This is a genomic window from Pseudomonas sp. UBA6562, from assembly GCF_002434265.1.
Lineage (GTDB): Bacteria > Pseudomonadota > Gammaproteobacteria > Pseudomonadales > Pseudomonadaceae > Aquipseudomonas.
The window spans coordinates 142,871-168,177 of the sequence record NZ_DJJS01000001.1 but is presented as its reverse complement, the minus strand read 5'-3'; the positions used below and the strand labels follow the sequence as shown (position 1 = coordinate 168,177).

Sequence of the window (25,307 nt, the reverse complement as noted above, 5' to 3'; positions counted from 1 at the left end):
CGGGTGGGTCGCACCGAGCACCGACGCCCGGCTGCAAAGCGGCCCATCGCGCCTCGATGCCGGGCTTCAGGGCCGTGCGTTGATCTGCTGCTGGAGGTTCTGCACCTGGCTCTGCAAGGTGTTGAGCGAGCGGGTGGTCTGCCCGCGGAACGCATCGAACTCCTGTACCGACGCACCACCGCCCGAGGCGGGCCGATTGTCAGCCTGGCTTTTGAGCACCAGCACGTCTTGCGTGAGGCTGTCGATGGCGGCCTGCGGGTCGCCCTGTTGCTTGAGCGCGGCGACCTCGCCGCTCAGGCGCTTCAACTGCTCTTCCAGCTTGCCCGTGTCGGTCTGCCCGGCCTTGAGCGCGGTCAGCTGGGCGTCGATCGCCTTGAGCTGGGCCGCCAGCTGGTCCTGCAACGCGCTGGCGGCCTGCTGCTGCTGGCGGGCCTCGGCCAGCACCTGCTCCAGACGCTTGTCCAGATCGCCCGTCTGACCGGCGACGCCCTGCTGTTGCTTGTTCTGTTCAGCGAGGCTGGCCTGCAACTGACGAAGCTGCTGCTGCAAGGTTTCGTTCCCGGAACTGACGTTCGACTCGCTGGCCGCGACCTTGCCGCTGATCGCTTGCAGGCGTCCGGCCGCCTCTTCGCTGATGCGCGCGAAGGATTCCTGAGTGGCGATCAACTGCCGTTCGAGCATCGAGATCTGCTGCGCGCTCCACCAACCCAGGCCCGCCAGGGCGATGAAGGCGGCGCACAGCAGTGTCCAGAGCAGGCCGTTGCTGGCCGGGCGCGCGGCCTTCTGGCGGCTGCGGGCCACACGGGCAGGCAGCAGCTCGTCGTCGTCGCGGGTGCCGGCACGCAGGCTCGGAACGTGGTCTAGGGTGTCGGGTTCGTCGTTGCGCATGGGCGGTTTCAACTGGGGTGGAGGCATGGAGGCGAGAGTATAAACCGCAGCGCCCGATCCGTTGCGAACCGCGAGCGCCCCTGCAGTTGGGCGAGCTGGACGGCGACCTGCCAAGGCGTACAGGCCGCACCCACCCACCGTGGGTCGTCAGGTGCTGGCCTGCCACCAGGCGCAAAACTCGTCCAGCGCGCTCCACAGGCAGGTCTTGGGTCGGTAGTCCAGATGCTGGCGGGCGCGGCCGATGTCGAGGGTGAAGTCGCGGCAGTCGCGCTTGACCGCCGCCCGCGTGCTACGCGGCTCGGGTTGCCCCGGCCAGGCCAGGCACGCCGCCTCGGCGAGCACCGCCCGAGCATAGGCCGGACCGGGCGCACGATAGCGCGTGGCTTGGGGCAGTTGCAGCCGGCGCATGACGTAGTTGATCGCGTCCCACAGCGGCACGGGTTGGCCGTTGCCGATGTTGTAGGCCTGGCCCAGCGCCTGGGCGTCGACGAACAGCGCGCTCAGCAAGGCGCCGTTGAGGTTGTGCACACTGGTGAAGTCGACCTTGTTCAAGCCGTTGCCGACGATCGCCAGGCGGCCCTGGCGCTGGCGCTCGATCCAGGCCGGAAACAGCCGGGTGTCGCCCGCGCCGACCACCGGGCTGGGGCGCAGCACGAGCACTTCCAGGCCGAACTCGCCGGCGCCGAAGACTTTCTGCTCGGCCACCTGCCGGGTGGCCGCATAGTGGTCGTGGAAACGCCTGGGCAGCGGCGCCTCGCGCACGTCCAACAGCCCCGGCCCGTCGCCGTACAACGCCGCGGACGACAGGTGCACCAGGCGCCGCACGTGCTCTTTCAGGCAGCCTTCGACGATGTTTTCGGTGAGCACCACGTTGCCTTGGTGGAAGTCCTGATAGTGCCCCCAGGTGCCGACCGCGCCCGCGCAATGCACCACGATGTCGACGCCCTGGCAGACGCGCCGGGCCACTTCGGCATTGCCCAGGTCGCCGGGAATGAATTGCGCGCCGCGCTTGACCAGGTGCGCCACGGCGTCGGCGCGACGCCCGTTGACCCGCACGTCCAGCCCCTGTTCCAAGGCAAAGCGGGCGAAGCGTCCGCCGATGAAACCGCTCGCGCCTGTGACCAGAATTCGCATGTAAGACTCCGCCTTGCCAGATTTCAGATGCAACTGACGCTGCCCGTGCCTACAAGGGCACCAGCCAGACCGACGCCGAGCGGCGCAGGTGTTCGGTCAGTTGGCCGAGCAGTTGCCCGCCGGTGCGCCAATGATGCCAGTAGAGCGGCACATCGATGGGCGTGTCGGCGCAGATTTCCACCAGCGTGCCTTGCGTCAGTTGCGCGCTGGCCTGCAATTCGGGCACCAGGCCCCAGCCCATGCCGGCTTCGAGCAGACGCACGAACCCCTCCGAAGACGGGCACAAGTGGTGCAGAAACCCGCCTTCGATGCCCAGCGAAGCCAGATAGCGGTGCTGCAGGAAATCGTCCGGGCCGAACACGATACCCGGCGTCCGCGCCAGGCGCGCAGCTTGGAAGCCTTGGGCAAAGTGCCGCGCCATGAAGTCAGGGCTGGCCAGCGCACGGTAGCGCATCGCCCCCAGGGCCAGGCTGCGCGCACCGGCCACCGGCCGCTCGCTGCTGCACAGGCTGGCGGCCACTTCGCCGGCGCGCATGCGTTTGAGGCCCACCTCCTGGTCCTCCACCACCAGGTCGAACAGCACCCGCTGCTCGGTGCTGAAGGCGCCCACCGCCTCGGCCCACCAGGTCGCCAGGCTGTCGGCGTTGAGCGCTATGCGCAGGCGTTCGGGCAGGCCGTGCTCGTCCAGCGCCGGCACCTGGCGTTGCAGATCGCGCTCCAACAGGCGCACCTGTTGCACATGGTTGAGCAGCTGCCGGCCGACCTCGGTGGGCTCGGGCGGCAAGGCACGGATCAGCACCGGTTGCCCGACCCGCGCTTCGAGCAGCTTGATGCGCTGGGAAACCGCCGATTGCGACAGGCCCAGCGCTTGCGCGGCACGTTCGAAACCGGCCTGTTCGATCACCGCCGCCAAGGCGGACAACAGTTTATAGTCGAACATCGATTTACCTAATGGCTTATCAGCATTATTTGTTTTGCTTATACCCTGCCGCTGCGCACAATCGCCAGCCTTCCTTTTAGGCAAATCCGCGCGCAGCCTGCCTGCGCGTCTGTGGAGATCGATCGCGATGTGGCAAAGCTATGTGAACGGCCTCTTGGTGGCTTTGGGCCTGATCATGGCCATCGGCGCGCAGAACGCTTTCGTGCTGGCGCAGAGCCTGCGCCGCGAGCATCACCTGCCGGTCGCGGCGCTGTGCATCGTGTGCGACGCGCTTCTGGTGGCGGCCGGGGTGTTCGGCCTGGCCACGGTCCTGCTCAGTAGCCCTACCCTGCTGGCGGTAGCGCGCTGGGGCGGCGCGGCGTTTCTGCTCTGGTACGGTATCAAGGCGCTGCGCAGCGCCTGCTCGGCACAGCGCCTGGAGCGCCAGCAGGGCCAGGGCAGCCGGTCGCGGCGCGCGGTGCTGTTGAGCGCCCTGGCGGTGACCTTGCTCAATCCGCATGTGTACCTCGACACGGTTTTGCTGATCGGCTCGCTGGGCGCGCAGCAACCGGTGCCCGGCGCCTATGTGGCGGGTGCCGCGAGCGCGTCGCTGCTGTGGTTCTCGACCCTGGCCCTGGGCGCGGCCTGGCTGGCCCCGTGGCTGGCGCGTCCGGCCACCTGGCGGCTGCTCGACCTGATGGTGGCGGTGATGATGTTCAGCGTGGCTGCGCAACTGATCTTTGCCTGAACCCCATCGGTCATGCCCGGGCCAGGGCCGCGCAACCGCTATTCCCTATACTTGTCGCGTGGTTATGCGTGGGGGCCGGTGCTATGATCGACCGCTTGCGTCGCAAAGGGTAAAGACCCGCCGGCGCGATGAGGCCGCCCGTGATCGGCCTTGCGTCCATCGCAAACCAGACCCGAATGAGGAGAATCAACCATGGCTTTTGAATTGCCGCCGCTGCCCTACGCCCACGATGCCCTGCAGCCGCACATCTCCAAGGAAACCCTGGAGTTCCACCACGACAAACACCACAACACCTATGTCGTGAACCTGAACAACCTGATCCCGGGCACCGAATTCGAAAACAAATCCCTGGAAGAGATCATCAAGGCCTCTTCGGGCGGCGTGTTCAACAACGCGGCCCAGATCTGGAACCACTCGTTCTACTGGGAATGCCTGGCGCCAAACGCCGGTGGCCAACCGACCGGCGCACTGGCCGAGGCCATCGACAGCGCCTTCGGCTCCTTCGACAAGTTCAAGGAAGAGTTCACCAAGACGTCCGTCGGCACCTTCGGCTCCGGCTGGGGCTGGCTGGTGAAGAAGGCCGACGGTTCCCTGGCCCTGGCCAGCACCATCGGCGCCGGCTGCCCGCTGACCAGCGGCGACACCCCGCTGCTGACCTGCGACGTCTGGGAACACGCCTACTACATCGACTACCGCAACGTCCGTCCGAAGTACGTCGAGGCGTTCTGGAATCTGGTCAACTGGGACTTCGTCGCCCAGCAGTTCGAAGGCAACACCTTCAAGGCCTGAGCCCTCAGCCCACCTTGAACGAAAAAACCCGGCCAACGCCGGGTTTTTTTTGGCCATTCAAAAGGGTGCCCTGCTTGCTCCTTGGATAGGTGGCGCTACGATGAGAGGGCTGGAGACGTTCGCGGATGGATTCAAGTTTCGACGCTGCACAACCGATAAAGTACGGGACGATTCGCCGCCATCAAGGTCGTAATCGGTACTGCATGGAGCCAATAGTGCGCCACCCTGGTTGGTGGCAGAATGCCGCCAGGCGCACGGACTAAGGAAACCCCATTGAAGCTGGAATTTCGGCACAGCTTGACCATCAAGTTGCTCAGGGTCGTGTTGCTCTCGGCGCTGGGCGTGGGCGTGGTGCTCAGCTGTGCGCAGATCGTCTACGACGCCTACAAGATGCGCCAGGCCGTCAGCGACGACGCCCAGCGTATCCTCGACATGTTTCGCGACCCCTCCACACAGGCGGTATACAGCCTGGACCGCGAGATGGGCATGCAGGTCATGGAAGGGCTGTTCCAGGACAAGTCCATGCGCATCGCCTCCATCGGCCACCCCAACGAAACCCTGCTCGCCGAGAAAAGCCGCCCGCTGCGCGACACCTCGATGCGCTGGCTCACCGACCTGATCCTGGGCCAGGAGCGCACCTTCAGCACGCAGCTGGTCGGCCGGGGGCCGTACAGCGAGTACTATGGCGACCTCAACATCACCCTCGACACCGCCGCCTACGGCGAGGCCTTCATGGTCAACGCCGTGGTCATCTTCATCGCCGGCGTGCTGCGCGCCCTGGCCATGGGCCTGGTGCTGTACCTGGTCTACCACTGGCTGCTGACCAAACCGCTGTCGAAGATCATCGAGCACCTCACGCAGATCAACCCCGACCGCCCCAGCCAGCACCAGATCCCGCCGCTCAAAGGCCACGAGAAGAACGAGCTGGGGATCTGGGTCGATACGGCCAACCAGTTGCTGGCCTCCATCGAGCGCAATACCCACCTGCGCCATGAAGCCGAGAACAGCCTGCAACGCATGGCCCAGTACGACTTTCTCACCGGCCTGCCCAACCGCCTGCAACTGCAACAGCAACTGGACAAGATCCTGGTCGACGGCGGCCGCTTGCAGCATCGCGTGGCGGTGCTCTGCGTCGGGTTGGACGATTTCAAGAGCATCAACGAGCAATTCGGCTACCAGGTCGGCGACCAACTGCTGCTGGCCCTGGCCGACCGCCTGCGCGCCCACAGCGGCCGGCTCGGCGCCCTGGCCCGGCTCGGCGGCGACCAGTTCGCCCTGGTCCAGGCCAACATCGAACAGCCCTATGAAGCGGCCGAGCTGGCGCAGTCGATCCTCGACGACCTCGAGCAACCCTTCGAGCTCGACCAGCAGCCCATCCGTCTGCGTGCCACGGTCGGCATCACCCTGTTCCCGGAAGACGGCGACAGCACCGAGAAGCTGCTGCAAAAGGCCGAGCAGACCATGACCCTGGCCAAGGCCCGTTCACGCAACCGCTACCAGTTTTACGTCGCCAGCATCGACAGCGAGATGCGTCGGCGTCGCGAACTGGAAAAGGACCTGCGCGAGGCGCTGCCGCGTCAGCAGTTGTTTCTCGTGTATCAGCCGCAGATCAGCTACCTCGACCAGCAGGTGGTCGGTGTCGAAGCCTTGCTGCGCTGGCAGCACCCGCAATTGGGCCTGGTGCCGCCCGACCAGTTCATCCCGCTGGCCGAGCAGAACGGCTCGATCATCGCCATCGGCGAATGGGTGCTCGACCAGGCCTGCCAGCAACTGCGCGAATGGCACGACCAAGGCTTTGCCGAACTGCGCATGGCGGTCAATCTGTCGACCGTGCAGTTGCACCACAACGAGCTGCCACGGGTGGTCAACAACCTGTTGCAGCGCTACCGTTTGCCCCCGCGCAGCCTCGAACTGGAAGTCACCGAGACCGGCCTGATGGAAGACATCGGCACCGCCGCCACGCACCTGCTGAGCCTGCGCCGCTCCGGCGCGACGATCGCCATCGACGATTTCGGCACCGGCTACTCGTCGCTGAGCTACCTCAAATCCTTGCCGCTGGACAAGATCAAGATCGACAAGGGCTTCGTGCAGGACCTGCTCGACGACGATGACGACGCCACCATCGTTCGCGCCATCATCCAGTTGGGCAAGAGCTTGGGGATGCAGGTGATCGCCGAAGGCGTGGAGACCGCCGAGCAGGAGGCCTACATCATCGCCCAGGGCTGCCATGAGGGTCAGGGCTACCACTACAGCAAGCCCCTGCCCGCTCGCGAGCTCACCGCCTTCCTGCGGCAGAGACGGCGCCATCAGGTCCCGCTGTCCTGACTGCGCCGCCATTACCTGCAATTACGCCCCGCCCCTTTACAGCGAATGCAAATCTTTCGCATGATGTCGCGTTTTCGCGTGCGCCAGGGCCTGTTTCACACAGCGCGCCGGCCCACCTGTCCAACCCACGACGCAGGAAGACCGATAATGATTCGTATGCCTCTGGCCTCCGCCAGTCTGTTGGCCATGGCCATCGCGCTGGCCGGTTGCGGTGAAAGCAAAGACGACAAGGCCGCAGCGCCTCAAGCCCAGGCGCCTGCTGCTGCGGCCAGTACGCCTGCCGCCACGCCCGGCGCGGTCGACGAAGCGGCGGCCCAGGCCGTGGTCAAGCACTACGCCGACATGGTCCACGCTGTCTACAGCGACTCGCTGAGCACGGCCAAGACCTTGCAGAGCGCCATCGACGCCTTCCTCGCAACGCCCAACGACGCCACCCTCAAGGCCGCCCGCGAAGCCTGGTTCGCCGCGCGCGTCCCTTACCTGCAGAGCGAAGCCTTCCGCTTCGGCAACACCATCATCGACGACTGGGAAGGTCAGGTTAACGCCTGGCCGCTGGACGAAGGCCTGATCGACTACGTCGACGCCGGCTACGAACATGCCCTGGGCAACCCGGCCGCCAGCGCCAACATCATCGCCAACCCGGAGATCCAGGTGGGCGAAGAGAAGATCGACGTCAAGGACATCACGCCCGAGAAACTGGCCAGCCTCAACGAGCTGGGCGGTTCGGAAGCCAACGTCGCCACCGGCTACCACGCCATCGAATTCCTGCTCTGGGGCCAGGACCTCAACGGCACCGGCCCAGGGGCCGGCAACCGTCCGGCGTCGGACTACCTCGAAGGCGAAGGCGCCACCGGTGGGCACAACGACCGCCGCCGCGCCTACCTCAAGGCCGTGACCGACCTGCTGGTCAACGACCTGGAAGAGATGGTCGGCAACTGGGCACCGGGCGTGCAAGGCAACTACCGCGCCACCCTGGAAGCGGAGCCCGCCAACGACGGCCTGCGCAAGATGCTGTTCGGCATGGGCAGCCTGTCCCTGGGCGAACTGGCCGGCGAGCGCATGAAGGTGTCGCTGGAAGCCAACTCGCCGGAAGACGAGCACGACTGCTTCAGCGACAACACCCACTGGTCGCACTTCTACGACGCCAAGGGCATCCGCAATGTCTACCTGGGCGAGTACACCCGCCCCGACGGCAGCAAGCTGACCGGCCCGAGCCTGTCCTCGCTGGTCGCCAAGGCCGATCCGGCCACCGACGCCACGCTCAAGGCCGATCTGGCGGCGACCGAAGCCAAAATCCAAGTGATCGTCGACCATGCCCTCAAGGGCGAGCACTACGACCAACTGATCGCTCCGGACAACACCGCCGGCAACCAGATCGTACGCGACGCCATCGCTGCGCTGGTCAAGCAGACCGGTGCCATCGAGCAGGCTGCGGGCAAGCTGGGCATCACCAACCTGAACCCGGATACGGCTGATCACGAGTTCTGATCCCGCGCTCGCGTTTCAGCGAGGCGGCCTTCGGAGCAGTGCCGGTCCGTTGAGCGGGCATTGTGTCAATTGGGGCTGCTTTGCAGCCCATCGCGGCTAATCGGAGCGCCGAACCGGCCGCTCCTACAGGGGGCCTGTGATAGCCGCCTCCATAAGAGCCTCTGTAGGAGCGGCTTTAACCGCGATGGGCCGCAAAGCGGCCCCAATCGGTCAACCGATCGGCATGGGCCTTCAGGCCGTTTTTTGCTAGGCCGCTTCTTACCTCGTTAACACCAGTTTCATCTGCCAATTGCAAATTGCTCTTATTCAAACATCCCCATCCTGCTAAGCTTGCCCGCCGGTTTTCAGCCTGAACCCAGGATCGTGGATGTCCCTGCTCCGTCTCTCTCCCCTGCTGCTGGCCACCTTTCTGGCCGCCTGTGACGACGCGCCGCGTTTCACCCAGGCCGAGCCGGGCGAGGCGTTGTCCGGTGGCAAGACCACGGTGTCGCGCAGCGATCGCAATGCGTTTTCCCTGCCTTCGGCGAACCTTTCGCCCGAGCGGCGGCTGGATTTCGCCGTGGGCAACAGCTTCTTCCGCAACCCCTGGGTGATCGCGCCCTCCACCACTACCGCGCGTGATGGTCTGGGACCGCTGTTCAATACCAATGCCTGCGTCAACTGCCACCTGCGCGACGGTCGCGGCCACCCGCCCGAAGCCGATGCCAGCAATGCCGTGTCGATGCTGGTGCGCCTGTCGATCCCCGACCAGCCGCCGTTCATGAAGGAGATCGAGCGCCTGGGTGTGGTGCCCGAGCCGGTCTATGGCACGCAATTGCAGGACATGGCCATTCCCGGCGTGCGCCCCGAGGGCAAGGTGCGGGTCCGTTACGACACGCACACCGTCGCCTTCGAGGACGGCAACACCGTGGAGCTGCGCACCCCGCAGTTGCAGATCACCCAGCTCGGTTACGGCCCGATGCACCCCGACACGCGTTTCTCGGCGCGCATCGCCCCGCCGATGATCGGTCTGGGCCTACTCGAAGCCATTCCCGAGGCCGACATCCTGGCCAACGCCGACCCGGACGACCGCAACGGCGACAGCATCCGCGGCCGGCCCAACCGGGTGTGGGACCAGGCGCAGCAGAAGACCGTGCTCGGCCGCTTCGGCTGGAAGGCCGGCCAGCCCACGGTCGAGCAGCAGAACGTGCACGCCTTCGCCGGCGACATGGGCCTGACCACCACCCTGCAACCGCTGGACGACTGCACCCAGGCGCAGACCGACTGCCGCAACGCGCCCAACGGCGATGGTGCCGACGGCGAAAAGGAAGTCAGCGACAACATCCTGCGCCTGGTCACCTTCTATACCCGCAACCTGGGCGTGCCGGCCCGGCGCAAGGTCGACGCGCCGCAGGTGCTGGCCGGCAAGAACCTGTTCTTCGAAGCCGGCTGCCAGGCCTGCCACACCCCGCAATTCACCACCGCCGCCAACGCCGACGAGCCCGAGCTCGCCGGCCAGACGATCCGCCCCTACAGCGATCTGCTGTTGCACGACATGGGGCCGGGCCTGGCCGACAACCGCAGCGAGTTCGCCGCCGGTGGCCAGGATTGGCGCACCCCGCCGCTGTGGGGCATCGGCCTGACCGAAGCCGTCAGTGGCCACACCCAGTTCCTCCACGACGGGCGCGCCCGCAATCTGCTCGAGGCCGTGCTCTGGCACGACGGCGAAGCGGCGTCGGCACGCCGGCATGTACTGACCTTCGATGCCGAGCAGCGCGCCGCGCTGCTGGCGTTTCTCAACTCACTCTAAACACGCGCAAGGAGCCGGGCATGTTCCGACCCAAACTGTTGTTCACCAGCCTCGCCGCACTCGCCCTCGGGGCCTGCGCGCCGCAGGACCCGCAAGCCGTCACCTCGGCCGCCATCGCCAAGCAGGTGATCCTGCCGACCTACAGCCGCTGGGTCGAAGCCGACCGGCAATTGGCCGCCAGTGCCCTGGCCTTCTGCGAAGGCAAGGAATCGCTGGACAAGGCCCGTACCGACTTCCTCAACGCGCAGAAGGCCTGGGCCGAGCTGCAACCGCTGCTGGTCGGCCCCCTGGCCGAGGGCAACCGCCCGTGGCAGGTGCAGTTCTGGCCCGACAAGAAGAACCTGGTCGGCCGCCAGGTCGAGCAATTGGTCAACGGCGACAAGCCGGTCGATGCGCAGACCCTGGGCAAATCCAGCGTCGTAGTACGCGGCCTGTCGGCCTATGAGTACATCCTCTTCGACAGCAAGCCGGACGTGGCCAGCGCCGAACAGAAGGCCCGCTACTGCCCGCTGCTGGTGGCCATCGGCGAGCACCAGAAAGCCTTGGCCGAGGACATCCTCAAGGGCTGGAACAGCACCGACGGCATGCTTTCGCAGATGACCAAGTTCCCTAACCAGCGCTACGCCGATTCCCACGAGGCCATCGCCGACCTGCTGCGCGCCCAGGTCACCGCGCTGGACACCCTGAAGAAGAAGCTCGGCGCGCCGATGGGCCGGCAGAGCAAGGGTTACGTGCAACCGATGCAAGCCGAGGCCTGGCGCAGCCACGCCTCGATGAAGAGCCTGGAGGCCAGCCTCAAGGCGGCCCAGGCGGTCTGGCAAGGGGTCGACAACAAGGGCCTGCGCGGCCTGCTGGGCAAAGACCAGGACGCCTTGGCCAAGCAGATCGACGAGGCCTACGCCAATTCGATCAAGCTGCTCGAAGCCAACCAGAAGAACCTCGACGAGCTGCTCGCCGACGACGCCGGCAAGCAGACCCTGAACCAGATCTACGACAGCCTCAACGTGGTCCATCGCCTGCACGAAGGCGAGCTGGCCAAAGCGCTGAACATCCAACTCGGCTTCAATGCCAACGACGGTGACTGACCATGTTGCGACGCCAGGCCCTGAAACTCGGTAGCGCCCTGCTCGGCGCCCTCAACCTGAGCGGCTGGAGCCTGTCACGCCGCCGCGGCAGCCCTGCGCTGCTGCTGTCGGCCCGTGACGACGGCGACGGCAAGCACTACGCCGTCGGCTATCGCCTCGACGGCAGCCAGGTGTTCGCCACGCCCGTGGGCCAGCGTTGCCACGCGATCATCAACCACCCGACCCGGCCGCTGGCGCTGTTCGTCGCGCGCAGGCCGGGCACCGAGAGCTACCTGATCGACCTGCGCGACGGACGCCTGGTGCAGACCCTGACCTCGCAGCCCAACCGGCACTTCTACGGCCACGCGGTGCTGCACAAGGACGGCGAGTGGCTGTACGCCACCGAGAACGACACCACCGACCCCGGTCGCGGCGTGCTCGGTGTCTACCGTTTCGAGGGCGAGCGCCTGGTGCACAGCGGCGAGCTGTCGACCCACGGCATCGGCCCGCACGAACTGGCCTGGATGCCCGACGGCGAAACCCTGGTGGTGGCCAACGGCGGCATCCGCACCGAGGCCGAAAGCCGCGTCGAGATGAACCTCGACGCCATGCAGCCCAGCCTGGTGCTGATGCGCCGCGACGGCACCCTGCTCAGCCAGGAGACCTTGAGCCAGTCGATGAACAGCGTGCGCCACCTGGCCATCGGCCAGGACGGCACCATCGTCGCCTGCCAGCAGTTCATGGGCGGCAGCGAGGAAACCGCCGAGCTGCTGGCCATCAAACGTCCGGGCCAGCCTTTCCAGGCCTTCCCGGTGCCGGAGGCGCAGTTGCAGAACATGGCGCAGTACACCGCCAGCGTGGCCATCCACGACGAACTGCGTCTGGTGGCGCTGACCGCGCCGCGGGCCAACCGCCTGTTCATCTGGGACTTGGACACTGCGGCGGTGCGCCTGGACGCGCCGATGCCCGACTGCGCCGGCGTGGGTGTGGTGCCGGACGGTTTCGTGGTCACCTCGGGGCAGGGTCGCTGCCGGCTGTACGATTGCCGCAAACCGACTCTGGTGGGCCAGCCGCTGGAGCTGCCGTCGGGGCTGTGGGACAACCACTTGCACCTGGTCTAGGGCTTCTTAGGGGCGATGGTTCGACGCGCTACGTCGAGCCTGGGTGACTTGGGTAAGGGTCGTTGGGCCGGCTTTGCCGGCCATCGCGACTAAACCGGAGCGCCGGCCGGTCGCTCCCACAAGTGACTTGGGTAAGGACCGTTGGGCCGGCTCTGCCGGCCATCGCGACTGAACCGGTTTGCCGGCCACCGGAGCGCGGCCGGTCGCGCCCACAGGATGGGGCGCTGAACCGGTCGCCCCTACACCCTGTCGCACCATGGCCTGCGTTGGTTATACTGCCCGGCTTTCCCGAACGAATGCCTAAGGGTCCCGCCGCGCATGGATAAGACCTACCAGCCGCACGCCATCGAATCTTCCTGGTACACCACCTGGGAGTCCGAGAACTACTTCGCCCCGCAAGGTGCAGGCGAGTCGTACACCATCATGATTCCGCCGCCGAACGTCACCGGCAGCCTGCACATGGGTCACGGTTTCAACAACGCCATCATGGACGCCCTGATCCGCTTCCGCCGCATGCAGGGTCGCGACACCCTGTGGCAGCCCGGCACCGACCACGCCGGCATCGCCACCCAGATGCTGGTGGAGCGTCAGATCGAGGCCCAAGGGCAGAACCGCCACGACCTCGGCCGCGAGGCCTTCCTCGACAAGATCTGGGAGTGGAAGGCGCAGTCCGGCGGCAACATCAGCCGGCAGATCCGCCGCCTGGGCTCGTCCGTCGACTGGAGCCGCGAGCGCTTCACCATGGACGACGGCCTGTCCGAAGCGGTCAAGGAAGCCTTCGTGCGCCTGCACGAGGACGGCCTGATCTACCGCGGCAAGCGCCTGGTGAACTGGGACACCAAGCTGCACACGGCGATCTCCGACCTCGAAGTGGAAAACCACGACGAAAAGGGCCACCTGTGGAACCTGCGCTACCCGCTGGCCGATGGCGCCACCACCGCCGACGGCGACGCCTACCTGGTGGTTGCCACCACCCGTCCGGAAACCCTGCTGGGCGACGCCGCCGTGGCGGTCAACCCCAACGACGAGCGCTACCAGGCGCTGATCGGCAAGTTCGTCGAGCTGCCCCTGGTCGGGCGCCTGATCCCGATCGTCGCCGACGACTACTGCGACCCTGAGTTCGGCACCGGCTGCGTGAAGATCACCCCGGCCCACGACTTCAACGACTACGAAGTCGGCAAGCGCCACAACCTGCCGCTGCTCAACATCTTCGACAAGAACGCCTGCGTGCTCGCCGCCGCCCAGGCCTTCAACCTCGACGGTCGCCTCAACGAAACGGTCGACACCGCCCTGCCCGCCGCCTACGCCGGCCTCGACCGCTTCGCCGCGCGCAAGCAGATCGTCGCCGACCTCGACGCCCAGGGCCTGCTGGTCGGCGTCGACGACCATGCCTTGAAGGTGCCCAAGGGCGACCGCTCCGGCACCGTCATCGAGCCATGGCTGACCGACCAGTGGTACGTCTCCACCAAACCGCTGGCAGAGCCGGCCATCGCCGCCGTGGAAGACGGGCGCATCGAGTTCGTGCCCAAGCAGTACGAGAACATGTATTTCTCCTGGATGCGCGACATCCAGGATTGGTGCATCAGCCGCCAGCTGTGGTGGGGCCACCGCATCCCGGCCTGGTACGACGAGTCGGGCCGCGTCTACGTGGGCCGCGACGAAGCCGAAGTGCGTGCCAAGCACAACTTGGGCAGCGACATCGCGCTGCGCCAGGACGACGACGTGCTCGACACCTGGTTCAGCTCGGGGCTGTGGACCTTCTCCACCCTCGGCTGGCCGGAACAGACCGAATTCCTGAAGAAATTCCACTCCACCGACGTGCTGGTCACAGGCTTCGACATCATCTTCTTCTGGGTCGCCCGGATGATCATGCTGACCATGCACCTGGTGAAGAACGAAGACGGCACTCCGCAGGTGCCGTTCAAGACCGTGTACGTGCACGGCCTGGTGCGCGACGGCCAGGGCCAGAAGATGTCCAAGTCCAAGGGCAACGTGCTCGACCCGCTGGACATCGTCGACGGCATCACCCTCGACGCCCTGCTGGAAAAACGCACCAACGGTCTGATGCAGCCCAAGCTCGCCGAGAAGATCGCCAAGCAGACCAAGGCCGAGTTCCCCGAAGGCATCGCCAGCTACGGTACCGACGCGCTGCGCTTCACCTTCTGCTCGCTGGCCTCCACCGGCCGCGACATCAAGTTCGACATGGGCCGTGTCGAGGGCTACCGCAACTTCTGCAACAAGATCTGGAACGCCGCCCGCTACGTGCTCGACAAGGGCGAGGACTGCGGCCAGAACGGCGAAGCCTACGAGCTGTCGCTGGCCGACCGCTGGATCATCTCGCAGCTGCAGCGCACTGAAGCCGAAGTCACCCGCCAGCTGGAGCAGTTCCGCTTCGACCTGGCCAGCCAGGCCCTGTACGAATTCATCTGGAACCAGTACTGCGACTGGTACCTGGAGCTGTCCAAGCCGGTGCTGTGGGACGAACACGCCCCGGTCGAACGCGCCCGTGGTACCCGCCGCACCCTGGTGCGCGTACTGGAAGTGGCGCTGCGCCTGGCGCATCCGTTCATGCCGTTCATCACCGAAGAAATCTGGCAGCGCATCGCGCCGCTGGCCGGCGTTCAAGGCAAGACCATCATGCTGCAGCCCTGGCCGGTAGCGGTCGACGAGCGTATCGACAGTGCCGCCGAAGGCGACATCGAGTGGCTCAAGGAACTGATGGTCGGCCTGCGCAACATCCGCGCGGAAATGAACATCGGCCCTGGCAAGCCGCTGCCGCTGTTCCTCAAGAACGCCAACGCCGACGACCAGCGCCGTTTGCAGGAAAACGAAGCGCTGCTCAAGAAGCTGGCCAAGGTCGAGTCCTTCACCGTCCTCGGCGAGGCCGACGAGGCGCCGCTGTCGGCCACCGCGCTGGTGGGCGATTTGCAAGTGCTGGTGCCGATGGCCGGGCTGATCGACAAAGATGCGGAGCTCGCGCGCCTGAACAAGGAAATCCAGCGCCTGCAAGGCGAAGTACAGCGCGTGGGCGGCAAGCTGTCCAACGCCGCCTTCGTCGACAAGGCGCCACCGGCGGTGATCGACAAGGAACGCGCGAAGCTGGCCGAAGCCGAACAGGCCCTGGCCAACTTCACCGAGCAGCACGCGCGCATCGCCGCGCTGTAACGTTCACCGACGCGCTAGGTGCTGCCCTGGCAGCGCCCTATCGCACACGCGGGGCAAGCCCGCTGTCGTTGCCCTCCCGGGTGCGGCAGTCGGCTTGCCCCGCGCCGTTTCACAGGATCGACCATGACCGACAGACCCACGCTGCACCCGCGCAACCGCCACCAGGGCCGTTACGACTTTCCGGCGCTGATCAAGGCCCACCCGGACCTGGCGCGCTTCACCCTGACCAACCCGTACGGCAAGCCCAGCATCGACTTCGCCAACCCCGAGGCGGTACGGGTGTTCAACCGTGCGCTGCTCAAGGCCCAGTACGGCATCCAGCACTGGGACATCCCCGCGCAGTACCTGTGCCCGCCGATCCCCGGCCGCGCCGATTACGTGCACGTGGCCGCCGATCTGCTGGCCAGCGATGCAGGTGGCGAGATACCGTGCGGTGCCCAGGTACGCGCGCTGGACATCGGCGTCGGCGCCAACTGCATTTACCCGTTGCTGGGCCACAGCGACTACCGCTGGCGCTTCGTCGGCTCGGACATCGACCCGGTGGCACTGGCTTCGGCCAAGGCCATCGTCCAGGCCAATGGGCTGGGCAAAGCCATTACCCTGCGTCAGCAGAGCAATACCAAGACCATCCTCGGCGGGCTTTTGCAGGCCGACGAACGCTTCGAGCTGACGCTATGCAACCCGCCTTTCCACAGCTCGCGCGAAGAGGCCACGCGCGGCAGTGCGCGCAAGTGGAAAAGCCTGGGCAAGCAGGACCCCAAACGTGCCCTGCCGGTGCTCAACTTCGGCGGGCAGAACAACGAGCTGTGGTGCGCGGGCGGCGAGATCCGCTTCGTGACCCAGCTGATCGACGAGAGCAAGGCCTGCGCGGCCCAGGTGCTGTGGTTCACCACCCTGGTGTCCAAGGCCAGCAACCTGCCGGCCATCGAAGCGGCGCTGAACAAGGCGGGCGTGGCCGCTCGGCAGGTGGTGGAGATGGGCCAGGGGCAAAAACGCAGCCGCATGGTGGCGTGGAGCTTCCATGACACAGCGGCGCGGCAGGCATGGATCGGGCAAGCGAAACCCGGCCCGGCCAAATCCCAGGCATGAAAAAGCCGCGCCCGGCAGCCGGGCGCGGCTCTCATCGCGTCGACAATTACTTGTTGACGGCGTCGGTCAGACCTTTGGCAGGTACGAACTTGACGACTTTCTTGGCCGCGATTTCGATGGCCTTGCCAGTCGAAGGGTTACGACCGGTACGAGCAGGACGCTCGGAGACTTTCAGCTTGCCGATGCCTGGCAGGGTGATCTCGGCGCCGTTTTCCAGCTGGTCGGCAACGATCTGGCCCAGTTGCTCCAGTGCGTGCTTGGCGGTGGTTTTCGGCGCATCGATCGCTTCGGCGATGTCGGCAATCAGTTGGTCTTTGGTCAAAGCCATGGTGAATTCCTTAACTAAAAAATCAATGGTTGAGCAGCGTGGCAGGTACGTATCCAGCCGCTGCAGACAGCCTCGAAGGCAGCGCCAATCGGGTATGTAGATACACGAAAAAGCGATTGGTTCGACACGCCGCGCGCTGGCTGCCAGCAATGCGCCAGCCTATGGGGCGCAAGAACGCGCAAAACTAACACAGGTTGTCGTCAAATTCCCCTGGAGACATAGGCTTTGCTGAGGTTTTTCAGGGGTTTGCGTGAAAAAACAGGCGTTTTGCTTAAAAAATGAACAGAGGCCATTTCTGCCAGCCTGCGGCCACTGCGACACGGCGTCCCTGGGTTAAACTCACTCCCTTTCTCGCGCGGGTACAGACCCGCCCCTTCACATCGAGACGTTCATGCCAATCCGACACTGCATCGTTCACCTGATCGACAAGAAGCCCGATGGCACGCCCGCCGTGCTCCATGCCCGAGAGGCCGAGCTCAGCGCCTCGGAGGCCATCGAACACCTGTTGAGCGACCTCAACGACAGTTACAACGCCAAGCAAGGCAAGGCCTGGGGATTGTTCCATGGCGAATCCGGCGCCTACCCGTTCAGCGGCTGGCTCAAGGGCTACCTGGACGACGAGCAGGACTTCACCGCCTTTACCCGCACGGCGGTCGAGCACCTGCAAAAGCTGATGGAAGAGTCCAACCTGTCCACCGGCGGCCACGTGCTGTTCGCCCACTACCAGCAAGGCATGACCGACTACCTGGCCATCGCCCTGCTGCACCACAGCGAAGGCGTGGCGGTGAACGCCGAGCTCGACGTCACCCCCTCGCGCCACCTGGATCTGAGCCAATTGCACCTGGCCGCACGGATCAACCTGTCGGAGTGGCGCAACAACCCCAACTCCAAGCAGTACATCTCGTTCATCAAGGGCAAGAACGGCAAGAAGGTCTCCGACTATTTCCGTGACTTCATCGGCTGCCAGGAAGGCGTCGACGGCCCCGGCGAAACCCGCACCCTGCTCAAGGCCTTCAGCGATTTCGTGGAAAGCGAGGACATGGCCGAGGAAGTGGCGCGGGAGAAGACCCAGACCCTGGTCGAGTATGCCACCAGCCAGACCAAACAGGGCGAGCCGGTCACCCTCGACGAGCTGTCGAGCCTGATCGACGAAGACCGCCCGCGGGCCTTCTTCGAGCACATCCGCAACAAGGATTACGGCCTGTCGCCGGAAATTCCCGCCGATAAACGCACACTCAACCAGTTCCGCCGTTTCACTGGCCGTGCCGAAGGCCTGTCGATCAGCTTCGAAGCGCATCTGCTGGGCTCGAAGGTGGAATACGACGAAGAAGCCGGCACCCTGGTGATCAAGGGCCTGCCGACCCAGCTGATCGATCAGCTCAAGCGTCGCAAGGATTGAGCGCCACGCCCTGGTAGCTGGCGACCAGGGTTTCCTTGGCCGACTTGCGCAGCTTCTTCACCAGGCGTTCCTGGCGCAGGGCTTCGGACTTGTCGGGCCAGCGCTCGACATACACCAGCGCCTGCGCCGGGCTGGTCTTGAAGTAGCGAGCGCCCTGCCCTTTCTGGTGGCGCAGGAAACGCCGCTCGGGGTCGTCGCTGATGCCGCAGTACAGCGAGCCGTTGGCCGCACGCACCAGGTAGACGTACCAGGGTTTGCTTGCCGGTACAGGCAATTGTTCACTCACGACGTTCGTTCTTCCCATCATTAGTTTGGTGAGCCCACCACAAGAGGGCTTCACCATGTTCCGTACAGTATCCCGATGGATCGCCTGCGCCAGCCTGTCCACCCTTGCCGTCGGCGTGCACGCCGCATCCGGTGCGCAAGTGGCCGAACGCATGCAGAACAACTTCGACGCCACGCCGGCACGCTGCGACGGCAATGCCGTTCCGGCCCATGTCTGTTCCGGCGTGCTGATCCGTGCCACCAAGCCGTCGCCCAGCTACCACACCTGGCACCACAGCCCCAACACCAAGCTCAAGGGCGGCTTGTCGTTCTCCTACCTGCGTGCCGATTTGCCCGTGACGGCGCTGGCGGCCGATGCGCGCAGCGGCTTCACCTTATACCCACAAGCGCAACGCCCTGAAAACACGCTGCCCTACAGCGTGCTCTGCGCCTGGCCCACCGACGGCGACAGCTGGACCCGCAACGGCCATGGCTGCGGCGACAACGATCAGACCGCCAACCGCGAGCAGGCCTGTCACGAACAAGGCGTGCACACCGCCGAAGACTGGATCGCCCGCTTCCGTCAGACCGGCGACTATAAGCAGCAATGTGCGTTCGACACGCGTTTTGCCCGCGTCCCCGGTCGCGACGAGGCCTTCCATCAAAGCCTGCGCGTCCAACAGATGTATGGCAGTGAATTGCCGTTCGCCTGGAACGAGCTGATTCTCAACGCCTGGAAAGAAGAAGAGTCGAACCGGCTACCGATCCAATCCTTCTTCTACATCGCTGGCATGCCGGACGCACTGGAACAGGCCCAAGCCGATCAGCGGGATTGGCACGCGACCTATGGCCAGATCGTTCCTGTGGTCAGGATCGAATTGGCCCGCTCAGCGGCGCAGCGCACCCAGTTCAGTTATCAAGACGCGGATCAGGCCATCACGGCTCACTGATCACCTTCGCCTGAAATGCGCGCAGGCCTCGCAAGGCCTGCGCGCGCACCTTGCTGCGCAACATGGGCGACCATCCCAGCAGCCGACCGGGTACGCCCAGGGCTTGGCGCGACCAGCGCCAGAAATCGAAGCTGTCTCGATGTCGGCAGATCAAACCGTCGCGAAAGCCGAAGCGGGCCTGGCAATCGTTGACCACCAAGCGCTGCTTCGGCCCGAATCGATAGCGCGCCAGCCAATGGGCCTGGCCCTGGTCGGCATCGGCAGCGACCTGATCGACGCTCACCTGCAACTGTTCGGCGCGGCCCACCAGCATGCGCCACATGTCGCCGGCGTCCTGGCCCTGCAAGCGGCCGAACACCGGATCGTCGAACACGACGTCATCGCTGTAGCAGGCGATCATGGCCTCGGCGTCGCGGCGTTGGAAAGCCTGGTAGAAGCGCTCGATCAGGGCGCGGTGGGTGTCGGTCATGGCAAGGTCCTGACGGGGCTCGGGAAACGCACGATAATCCCTCGCGCACGCCGACGCCATGCCCTGTGAAGGTCGGCAGCGCTAAACGCGCTCGCTGACCGCCTGCACGTGCAACGCCCGCCCGGCCTTGAGGCCGAAACCGATCGCGCCCAGGCCCAGGCCCGCGAAGATCCAGCCCACGGCGGCCCAGCCGTCGGTGAGATCGTGCACCAGGCCCACGGCGAACGGCCCCATCGACGCCAGGGTGTAGCCCACGCCCTGGGACATGCTCGACAGGTTCGACGCCACGTGGGCGTCCTTGGAGCGCAGCACGATCAACGTCAGGGCCAGGGCGAAAGTACCGCCCTGCCCCAGGCCGAGCAGCACAGCCCAGCCCCACAGCCCGGACAACGGCGCATACAGGCAACCGAACAGCCCGCCCAGGGTCATCAGCATCACCAGCACGATGGCCAGGCGCTGGTCCTTGCCGCGGGTCGCCAACCAGGGCGCACTGAGCGAGCTGACCAGTTGCACGATGACCGAACCGGACAGCACCAGGCCCGCCTGGGTCGGGCTCAGGCCGCGCCCGATGAGGATCGACGGCAACCAGCCAAACACGATGTAGGCCAGCGACGACTGCAAGCCCATGTACAAGGTGACCTGCCAGGCCAACGGGTCGCGCCACAGCCCGCGCACGCGGTAGGCGACCTTGTGCAGGCCGTGCCCCTGGCGCGCTTGGGGCGACCAGACCAGCATGGCAACCAGCGCCGGTACCAGCCATACGCCCAGGCCGATGGCCCAGCTGTCTGCGAAGTGATGACTGATCGGCACGCTCGCACCCGCCGCCAGGGCCGCGCCTAGGCACAGGGCCATGGTGTAGACACCCATCAGGGTCCCGGCCTGCTTGGGAAAGTCGCGCTTGACGATGCCAGGCAGCAGCACGCCGATGATGCCGATGCTGGCGCCGGCCAGCAGGCTGCCGACGAACAGGCCGGTCACGCCCAGCGTGCTGCGCAGCAGGATGCCGATGGCCAAGGTCAGCAGGATGCCGAGAATCACCCGCTCGGCGCCAAAGCGCCGGGCCAGGCGCGGCGCCAACGGCGCGAACAGGCCCAGGCAGAGTACCGGCAAGGTGGTCAGCAACCCGGCAGAGGACGCGCTCAGGCCCAGGCGCTCGCTCACCTGACCCAACAGCGGCGACAGGCTCGACAGCGCCGGGCGCAGGTTCAGTGCCACCAGCACCAGGCCCAGCAACAGCAGCCAAGCGCGCTGTGTGGGCGGTGCAGCCTGTTGCACCTGGACATCGTCGACTTCGGCGTCGATCAGCAAGTCGTCGAGCTCGCCGGGGTGGCGAGCGTTTGCAGCGGTCGTTGCAGTGCTCATGGATGTACTCGCTCAGGATTCGATCAGGTCGCGGCTCAGGCGCTTGGCCCGTTCGGGGTCGCGCTGGGTGAGCGCTTCGAGAATCTGTTCGTGCAGATCGAAGGTGTGCTGACAGCGCGCGGTGTGGCTCATGTTGTGCTCGACCGCAGCGCGCACCAGGCCGGAGAAGTAGCGGTACAGCTCGCTCAACGCCGGGTTGTGCGCGGCATCCACCAAGCGTTGGTGGAAGACCATGTCGGCCTCCAGGTAGGCCTGCAAGTCGCCATGGAAATGCGCGCCGCTGTGGGTCAAGGCTTGTCGAAGCCCCTGCAGATCGGCCTCGGTGCAGCGCTGCGCGGCCAGACCGATGGCCTCGGCTTCGAGGATGTGCCGCGCTTCACGGGCGTGATCCACGGAGCAGCGCGACAAAGCCAGGACCGCCTGCAGAGGGTCCTGCACGGTGCGCAGGTAGCTGCCGTCGCCTTGACGGATCTCGATCAGGCCGCTGAAGGCCAGCACGCGCATGGCCTCGCGCACGGTGTTGCGGCTGATGCCCAACTCCTGGGCCAGTTCCGGCTCGGTGGGCAGGCGCTCGCCCACGGCCCAGTCGCCGGCGGCGATACGCGCGCGCAGTTGCTCGACGGCCTGCAAGACCAACGAACGTTTGACGATAACAGACATAGGGTCAACCAGTCATAGGATGAATTTAGGTAGGCGGCAGCATAGGCTGTGTTGTTCTGACGGGCAAGGGTTGTTGACAGGGGTCGAATCAGTGAGGCCGACCGGCTGACCTTGTGGCCGGCCGGTCGTGGAGCATCAGACCAAGGCGTCGAGCAGTGCCTGGTTCATCTCTGGGGTGCCGACGGTGATGCGCAGGAACTGGGCGATCCGCGCTTGCTTGAAATGCCGCACGATCACGCCGTGTTCGCGCAGACGCGCAGCCAACTCGGCGGCATCCTGCTGCGGATGGCGCACGAAGATGAAGTTGGCCGCCGAGGGCAGGACTTCGAAGCCTTTGGCCTCAAGCTGCGCCGCCAGGTGTTCGCGGCTGTCGATCACCTTCTGCCGGGTGGCATCGAAGTATTCGCGGTCGTCGAAGGCGGCGCTGGCACCGGCGATGGCGGCGCGGTCCAGCGGGTAGGAGTTGAAGCTGTTCTTGATCCGCTCCAAGGCTTCGATCAAATCCGGGTGCCCCACTGCCAAGCCTACCCGCAACCCGGCCAACGAGCGGGACTTGGACAGGGTCTGGGTCACCAGCAGGTTGTCGAAGCGCGACACCAGGGCGATGGCGCTGTCACCGCCGAAATCGATGTAGGCCTCGTCCACCACCACCAGCGAATCAGGGTGCGCGGTGAGCAGCGCTTCCACCGCGTCCAGCGGCAGCAGGCAACCGGTGGGCGCGTTCGGGTTGGGGAAGATGATGCCGCCATTGGGCTTGGCATAGTCGGCGATGCGGATCTGGAACTGCTCGTCCAACGGCACCTGCTCGTAGGCAATGCCGTACAGCCCGCAGTACACCGGGTAGAAGCTGTAGCTGATGTCGGGGAACAGCAGCGGCGCGTCGTGCTGCAACAGGCCGTGGAAGATGTGCGCCAGCACCTCGTCCGAGCCGTTGCCGACGAACACCTGGGCCGTCTCGACACCGTAGTGGTCGGCCACCGCTTGCTTGAGGCGGTCGCTGTTCGGGTCGGGGTACAGGCGCAGGTCGTCGTTCAGCTCGGCGGCCATGGCGGCCAGGGCCTTGGGCGACGGACCGTAGGGGTTTTCGTTGGTGTTGAGCTTGACCAGGCGGTTCAGCTTGGGCTGCTCGCCCGGCACGTAGGGCACCAGATCCTTGACGAAGGGGCTCCAGAATCGACTCATGTTCAGTTCCCCTTGTCTTGGTCGAGGATGCGGTATTCGGCGCTGCGCGCGTGGGCGGTCAGCGATTCGCCACGGGCCAGGACCGACGCGGTCCGGCCGAGCTCGGAGGCGCCCTGCTCGGAGCAGAAGATGATCGAAGAGCGCTTCTGGAAGTCGTACACCCCCAGCGGCGAGGAGAAGCGCGCGGTGCCCGAAGTGGGCAGCACGTGGTTGGGGCCTGCGCAATAGTCGCCCAAGGCCTCGCTGGTGTGGCGGCCCATGAAGATCGCGCCGGCGTGGCGGATCTGCGGCAGCCAGGCCTGCGGGTCGGCCACCGACAACTCCAAGTGTTCCGGGGCGATGCGGTTGGCCACGTCGATGGCCTGCTGCATGTCGCGCACCTGGATCAACGCGCCGCGGCCGTTGATGGACTTTTCGATGATCTCGGCGCGTTCCATGGTAGGCAGCAGCTTGTCGATGCTGGCGGCCACCCGATCAAGGAATTCGGCATCGGGGCTGACCAGAATGGCTTGGGCGTCTTCGTCGTGTTCGGCCTGGGAGAACAGGTCCATGGCGATCCAGTCCGGGTCGGTCTGGCCATCGCACAGCACCAGGATTTCCGAAGGCCCGGCGATCATGTCGATGCCGACCTGGCCGAACACGTGACGTTTGGCGGTGGCGACGTAGATGTTGCCGGGGCCGACCACCTTGTCCACCTGCGGCACGCTCTCGGTGCCGTAGGCCAAGGCCGCGACGGCCTGGGCACCGCCGATGGTGAACACGCGGTCGACACCGGCGATGCAGGCCGCAGCCAGCACCAGCTCGTTGACCTCGCCGCGCGGGGTCGGCACCACCATCACCACCTCGCCCACGCCCGCCACCTTGGCCGGAATGGCGTTCATCAGCACCGAAGACGGGTAGGACGCCTTGCCGCCGGGCACGTACAGCCCGGCACGGTCCAGCGGTGTGACCTTCTGCCCCAGCACCGTGCCGTCGGCCTCGGTGTATTGCCAGGAGTCCTGCTTCTGCCGCTCGTGGTAGAGGCGCACGCGCTCGGCAGCCTTTTCCAGGGCCGTGCGCTGGGCCGGGGAGATGCGCGTCAGCGCCAGTTCCAGGCGCGCGCGATCGAGGATCAGATCGGCCATGTGTTGCGCCTGCACGCCGTCGAAGCGCTGGGTGTATTCCACCAGCGCCGCGTCGCCGCGCTCGCGTACGCCTTTGATGATCTCCAGAACGCGCTGGTTGACCGCGTCATCGGAAACACTTTCCCAGCTCAGCAGATGGTCCAGATGGCGAGCGAAGTCGGCATCGGCAGCGTTGAGACGGGCAATTGCAGTAGACACGGTCATGACGTGGACCTCGAGTGAGTGACGGATGGTCAGGCGCCCAACGCTACCGTCCCTCCACGCGGGCGCCTGACGGAAAGGGCGTTGACGCGCAGGGACGGGCGCGACCTGCAAGTCGCGCGGCGATCAGCCGCGGTGTCGCGACTCGACCGCCTGACGCAGGGCGTCGATCAGGTTCTGGATGCGCCCGTGCTGCATCTTCATGGAGGCTTTGTTGACCACCAGGCGCGAGCTGATGGTTGCGATCAGCTCCTGTGGCTCCAGGCCGTTGGCGCGCAGCGTGTTGCCGGTGTCGACCACGTCGATGATCTTGTCGGCGAGGTTGATCAAGGGCGCCAGCTCCATGGAGCCGTACAGCTTGATGATGTCGACCTGGCGGCCCTGTTCGGCGTAGTAGCGCTTGGCGACGTTGACGAACTTGGTGGCCACGCGCAGGCGCCCTTTGGGTTCGGCGGCGCCCACGGCGCCTGCGGTCATCAGCTTGCACTGGGCGATCTGCAGGTCGAGCGGCTCGTACAAACCCTGCCCGCCGTATTCCATCAGCACGTCCTTGCCGGCCACGCCCAGATCGGCCGCGCCATGCTCGACGTAGGTCGGCACGTCGGTGGCGCGCACGATGAGCAGACGCACGTCGTCCTGGGTGGTGGGAATGATCAGCTTGCGGCTCTTGTCCGGATTCTCGGTTGGCACGATGCCGGCTTCCGCCAGCAATGGCAGGGTGTCGTCGAGGATACGGCCTTTGGATAGCGCGATGGTCAACATGGGAAACGTCGTTCCTTAAGCGGCTGCTGCCGGCCAGGCCCACAGGCCCGGCCGTCTTCGATTCGGCTGGCGCATCCCTGCGCCGAG

Annotated in this window: 22 protein-coding genes; 11 read left to right on the top strand and 11 right to left on the bottom strand. The window is 65.8% G+C overall.

What is annotated here, in order from left to right:
• Positions 1-66 precede the first annotated feature (66 nt).
• The 3 genes from B4M43_RS00845 to B4M43_RS00835 form a co-directional block, all read right to left on the bottom strand.
• Positions 67-888: an ATPase gene (locus B4M43_RS00845; RefSeq protein WP_296263214.1), complete on the bottom strand. Its 822-nt coding sequence runs from the start codon at positions 886-888 to the stop codon at positions 67-69.
• 147 nt (positions 889-1,035) lie between these two features.
• Complete coding sequence (locus B4M43_RS00840; protein WP_296263212.1) at positions 1,036-2,022, bottom strand: NAD-dependent epimerase/dehydratase family protein; 987 nt, start codon at positions 2,020-2,022, stop codon at positions 1,036-1,038.
• 49 nt (positions 2,023-2,071) lie between these two features.
• Positions 2,072-2,962: a LysR family transcriptional regulator ArgP gene (locus B4M43_RS00835; RefSeq protein WP_296263210.1), complete on the bottom strand. Its 891-nt coding sequence runs from the start codon at positions 2,960-2,962 to the stop codon at positions 2,072-2,074.
• Between the two features lie 127 nt (positions 2,963-3,089).
• Between B4M43_RS00835 and B4M43_RS00830 the strand changes: the two genes are divergently transcribed.
• The 9 genes from B4M43_RS00830 to rlmF all read left to right on the top strand — a co-directional run bounded on the left by B4M43_RS00830 (position 3,090) and on the right by rlmF (position 16,519).
• Positions 3,090-3,689: a LysE/ArgO family amino acid transporter gene (locus tag B4M43_RS00830; protein WP_296263208.1), complete on the top strand. Its 600-nt coding sequence runs from the start codon at positions 3,090-3,092 to the stop codon at positions 3,687-3,689.
• Between the two features lie 192 nt (positions 3,690-3,881).
• A complete protein-coding gene (locus B4M43_RS00825; protein WP_296263206.1) occupies positions 3,882-4,478 on the top strand; it encodes a superoxide dismutase in 597 nt (198 codons plus the stop codon).
• Between the two features lie 273 nt (positions 4,479-4,751).
• Positions 4,752-6,803 (top strand): putative bifunctional diguanylate cyclase/phosphodiesterase, encoded by a 2,052-nt coding sequence (locus tag B4M43_RS00820; RefSeq protein ID WP_296263204.1) that lies wholly within the window; start codon positions 4,752-4,754, stop codon positions 6,801-6,803.
• A gap of 147 nt (positions 6,804-6,950) precedes the next feature.
• Entirely contained in the window at positions 6,951-8,291 is a 1,341-nt protein-coding gene (locus tag B4M43_RS00815) for an imelysin family protein (RefSeq protein WP_296263202.1), read from the top strand.
• Positions 8,292-8,658: 367 nt separating this feature from the next.
• On the top strand, positions 8,659-10,080 hold the full coding sequence (locus B4M43_RS00810) for a di-heme oxidoredictase family protein (RefSeq protein WP_296263200.1): 1,422 nt from the start codon (positions 8,659-8,661) through the stop codon (positions 10,078-10,080).
• Between the two features lie 20 nt (positions 10,081-10,100).
• Positions 10,101-11,165 (top strand): imelysin family protein, encoded by a 1,065-nt coding sequence (locus B4M43_RS00805; protein WP_296263198.1) that lies wholly within the window; start codon positions 10,101-10,103, stop codon positions 11,163-11,165.
• A gap of 2 nt (positions 11,166-11,167) precedes the next feature.
• Positions 11,168-12,265 (top strand): DUF1513 domain-containing protein, encoded by a 1,098-nt coding sequence (locus tag B4M43_RS00800; protein ID WP_296263196.1) that lies wholly within the window; start codon positions 11,168-11,170, stop codon positions 12,263-12,265.
• Between the two features lie 318 nt (positions 12,266-12,583).
• The gene (locus B4M43_RS00795; protein ID WP_296263195.1) at positions 12,584-15,430 is read left to right on the top strand and encodes a valine--tRNA ligase; all 2,847 of its coding nucleotides are present in this window, start codon (positions 12,584-12,586) and stop codon (positions 15,428-15,430) included.
• Between the two features lie 123 nt (positions 15,431-15,553).
• Positions 15,554-16,519 carry a 23S rRNA (adenine(1618)-N(6))-methyltransferase RlmF gene (gene rlmF / locus B4M43_RS00790; RefSeq protein ID WP_296263193.1) on the top strand — a complete coding sequence of 322 codons (966 nt, stop codon included), beginning with the start codon at positions 15,554-15,556 and terminating at the stop codon, positions 16,517-16,519.
• Between the two features lie 46 nt (positions 16,520-16,565).
• Here the strand turns inward: rlmF and B4M43_RS00785 are convergent, their stop codons facing one another.
• Entirely contained in the window at positions 16,566-16,847 is a 282-nt protein-coding gene (locus tag B4M43_RS00785; RefSeq protein WP_296263191.1) for an HU family DNA-binding protein, read from the bottom strand.
• 391 nt (positions 16,848-17,238) lie between these two features.
• Between B4M43_RS00785 and yejK the strand changes: the two genes are divergently transcribed.
• Complete coding sequence (yejK, locus tag B4M43_RS00780; protein WP_296263189.1) at positions 17,239-18,246, top strand: nucleoid-associated protein YejK; 1,008 nt, start codon at positions 17,239-17,241, stop codon at positions 18,244-18,246.
• On the opposite strand, the gene B4M43_RS00775 is transcribed toward yejK, so the two are convergent.
• Entirely contained in the window at positions 18,227-18,532 is a 306-nt protein-coding gene (locus B4M43_RS00775; RefSeq protein WP_414707799.1) for a GIY-YIG nuclease family protein, read from the bottom strand. The two genes, yejK and B4M43_RS00775, sit on opposite strands and share 20 nt — an antisense overlap.
• A gap of 55 nt (positions 18,533-18,587) precedes the next feature.
• Between B4M43_RS00775 and B4M43_RS00770 the strand changes: the two genes are divergently transcribed.
• Positions 18,588-19,460 carry a hypothetical protein gene (locus B4M43_RS00770; protein ID WP_296263187.1) on the top strand — a complete coding sequence of 291 codons (873 nt, stop codon included), beginning with the start codon at positions 18,588-18,590 and terminating at the stop codon, positions 19,458-19,460.
• Here the strand turns inward: B4M43_RS00770 and B4M43_RS00765 are convergent.
• From B4M43_RS00765 to hisG, 6 genes are all read right to left on the bottom strand, one after another.
• Positions 19,447-19,929 carry a nuclear transport factor 2 family protein gene (locus B4M43_RS00765; RefSeq protein ID WP_296263185.1) on the bottom strand — a complete coding sequence of 161 codons (483 nt, stop codon included), beginning with the start codon at positions 19,927-19,929 and terminating at the stop codon, positions 19,447-19,449. The two genes, B4M43_RS00770 and B4M43_RS00765, sit on opposite strands and share 14 nt — an antisense overlap.
• An 81-nt stretch (positions 19,930-20,010) precedes the next feature.
• Positions 20,011-21,291 (bottom strand): CynX/NimT family MFS transporter, encoded by a 1,281-nt coding sequence (locus B4M43_RS00760; protein WP_296263183.1) that lies wholly within the window; start codon positions 21,289-21,291, stop codon positions 20,011-20,013.
• Between the two features lie 12 nt (positions 21,292-21,303).
• Positions 21,304-21,951: a FadR/GntR family transcriptional regulator gene (locus B4M43_RS00755; RefSeq protein ID WP_296263181.1), complete on the bottom strand. Its 648-nt coding sequence runs from the start codon at positions 21,949-21,951 to the stop codon at positions 21,304-21,306.
• 135 nt (positions 21,952-22,086) lie between these two features.
• Positions 22,087-23,133: a histidinol-phosphate transaminase gene (hisC, locus tag B4M43_RS00750; protein WP_296263180.1), complete on the bottom strand. Its 1,047-nt coding sequence runs from the start codon at positions 23,131-23,133 to the stop codon at positions 22,087-22,089.
• 2 nt (positions 23,134-23,135) lie between these two features.
• Positions 23,136-24,461 carry a histidinol dehydrogenase gene (hisD, locus tag B4M43_RS00745; protein ID WP_296263178.1) on the bottom strand — a complete coding sequence of 442 codons (1,326 nt, stop codon included), beginning with the start codon at positions 24,459-24,461 and terminating at the stop codon, positions 23,136-23,138.
• Between the two features lie 123 nt (positions 24,462-24,584).
• Entirely contained in the window at positions 24,585-25,220 is a 636-nt protein-coding gene (gene hisG, locus B4M43_RS00740; protein WP_296263176.1) for an ATP phosphoribosyltransferase, read from the bottom strand.
• Positions 25,221-25,307: the final 87 nt, after the last annotated feature.

Coding starts and splice junctions, on each gene's coding strand:
- B4M43_RS00845 (WP_296263214.1), bottom strand. CDS start 888: ATGCGCAACGACGAACCCGACACCCTAGACCACGTTCCGAGCCTGCGT.
- B4M43_RS00840 (WP_296263212.1), bottom strand. CDS start 2,022: ATGCGAATTCTGGTCACAGGCGCGAGCGGTTTCATCGGCGGACGCTTC.
- B4M43_RS00835 (WP_296263210.1), bottom strand. CDS start 2,962: ATGTTCGACTATAAACTGTTGTCCGCCTTGGCGGCGGTGATCGAACAG.
- B4M43_RS00830 (WP_296263208.1), top strand. CDS start 3,090: ATGTGGCAAAGCTATGTGAACGGCCTCTTGGTGGCTTTGGGCCTGATC.
- B4M43_RS00825 (WP_296263206.1), top strand. CDS start 3,882: ATGGCTTTTGAATTGCCGCCGCTGCCCTACGCCCACGATGCCCTGCAG.
- B4M43_RS00815 (WP_296263202.1), top strand. CDS start 6,951: ATGATTCGTATGCCTCTGGCCTCCGCCAGTCTGTTGGCCATGGCCATC.
- B4M43_RS00810 (WP_296263200.1), top strand. CDS start 8,659: ATGTCCCTGCTCCGTCTCTCTCCCCTGCTGCTGGCCACCTTTCTGGCC.
- B4M43_RS00805 (WP_296263198.1), top strand. CDS start 10,101: ATGTTCCGACCCAAACTGTTGTTCACCAGCCTCGCCGCACTCGCCCTC.
- B4M43_RS00800 (WP_296263196.1), top strand. CDS start 11,168: ATGTTGCGACGCCAGGCCCTGAAACTCGGTAGCGCCCTGCTCGGCGCC.
- B4M43_RS00795 (WP_296263195.1), top strand. CDS start 12,584: ATGGATAAGACCTACCAGCCGCACGCCATCGAATCTTCCTGGTACACC.
- rlmF (WP_296263193.1), top strand. CDS start 15,554: ATGACCGACAGACCCACGCTGCACCCGCGCAACCGCCACCAGGGCCGT.
- B4M43_RS00785 (WP_296263191.1), bottom strand. CDS start 16,847: ATGGCTTTGACCAAAGACCAACTGATTGCCGACATCGCCGAAGCGATC.
- yejK (WP_296263189.1), top strand. CDS start 17,239: ATGCCAATCCGACACTGCATCGTTCACCTGATCGACAAGAAGCCCGAT.
- B4M43_RS00770 (WP_296263187.1), top strand. CDS start 18,588: ATGTTCCGTACAGTATCCCGATGGATCGCCTGCGCCAGCCTGTCCACC.
- B4M43_RS00765 (WP_296263185.1), bottom strand. CDS start 19,929: ATGACCGACACCCACCGCGCCCTGATCGAGCGCTTCTACCAGGCTTTC.
- B4M43_RS00760 (WP_296263183.1), bottom strand. CDS start 21,291: ATGAGCACTGCAACGACCGCTGCAAACGCTCGCCACCCCGGCGAGCTC.
- B4M43_RS00755 (WP_296263181.1), bottom strand. CDS start 21,951: ATGTCTGTTATCGTCAAACGTTCGTTGGTCTTGCAGGCCGTCGAGCAA.
- hisC (WP_296263180.1), bottom strand. CDS start 23,133: ATGAGTCGATTCTGGAGCCCCTTCGTCAAGGATCTGGTGCCCTACGTG.
- hisD (WP_296263178.1), bottom strand. CDS start 24,461: ATGACCGTGTCTACTGCAATTGCCCGTCTCAACGCTGCCGATGCCGAC.
- hisG (WP_296263176.1), bottom strand. CDS start 25,220: ATGTTGACCATCGCGCTATCCAAAGGCCGTATCCTCGACGACACCCTG.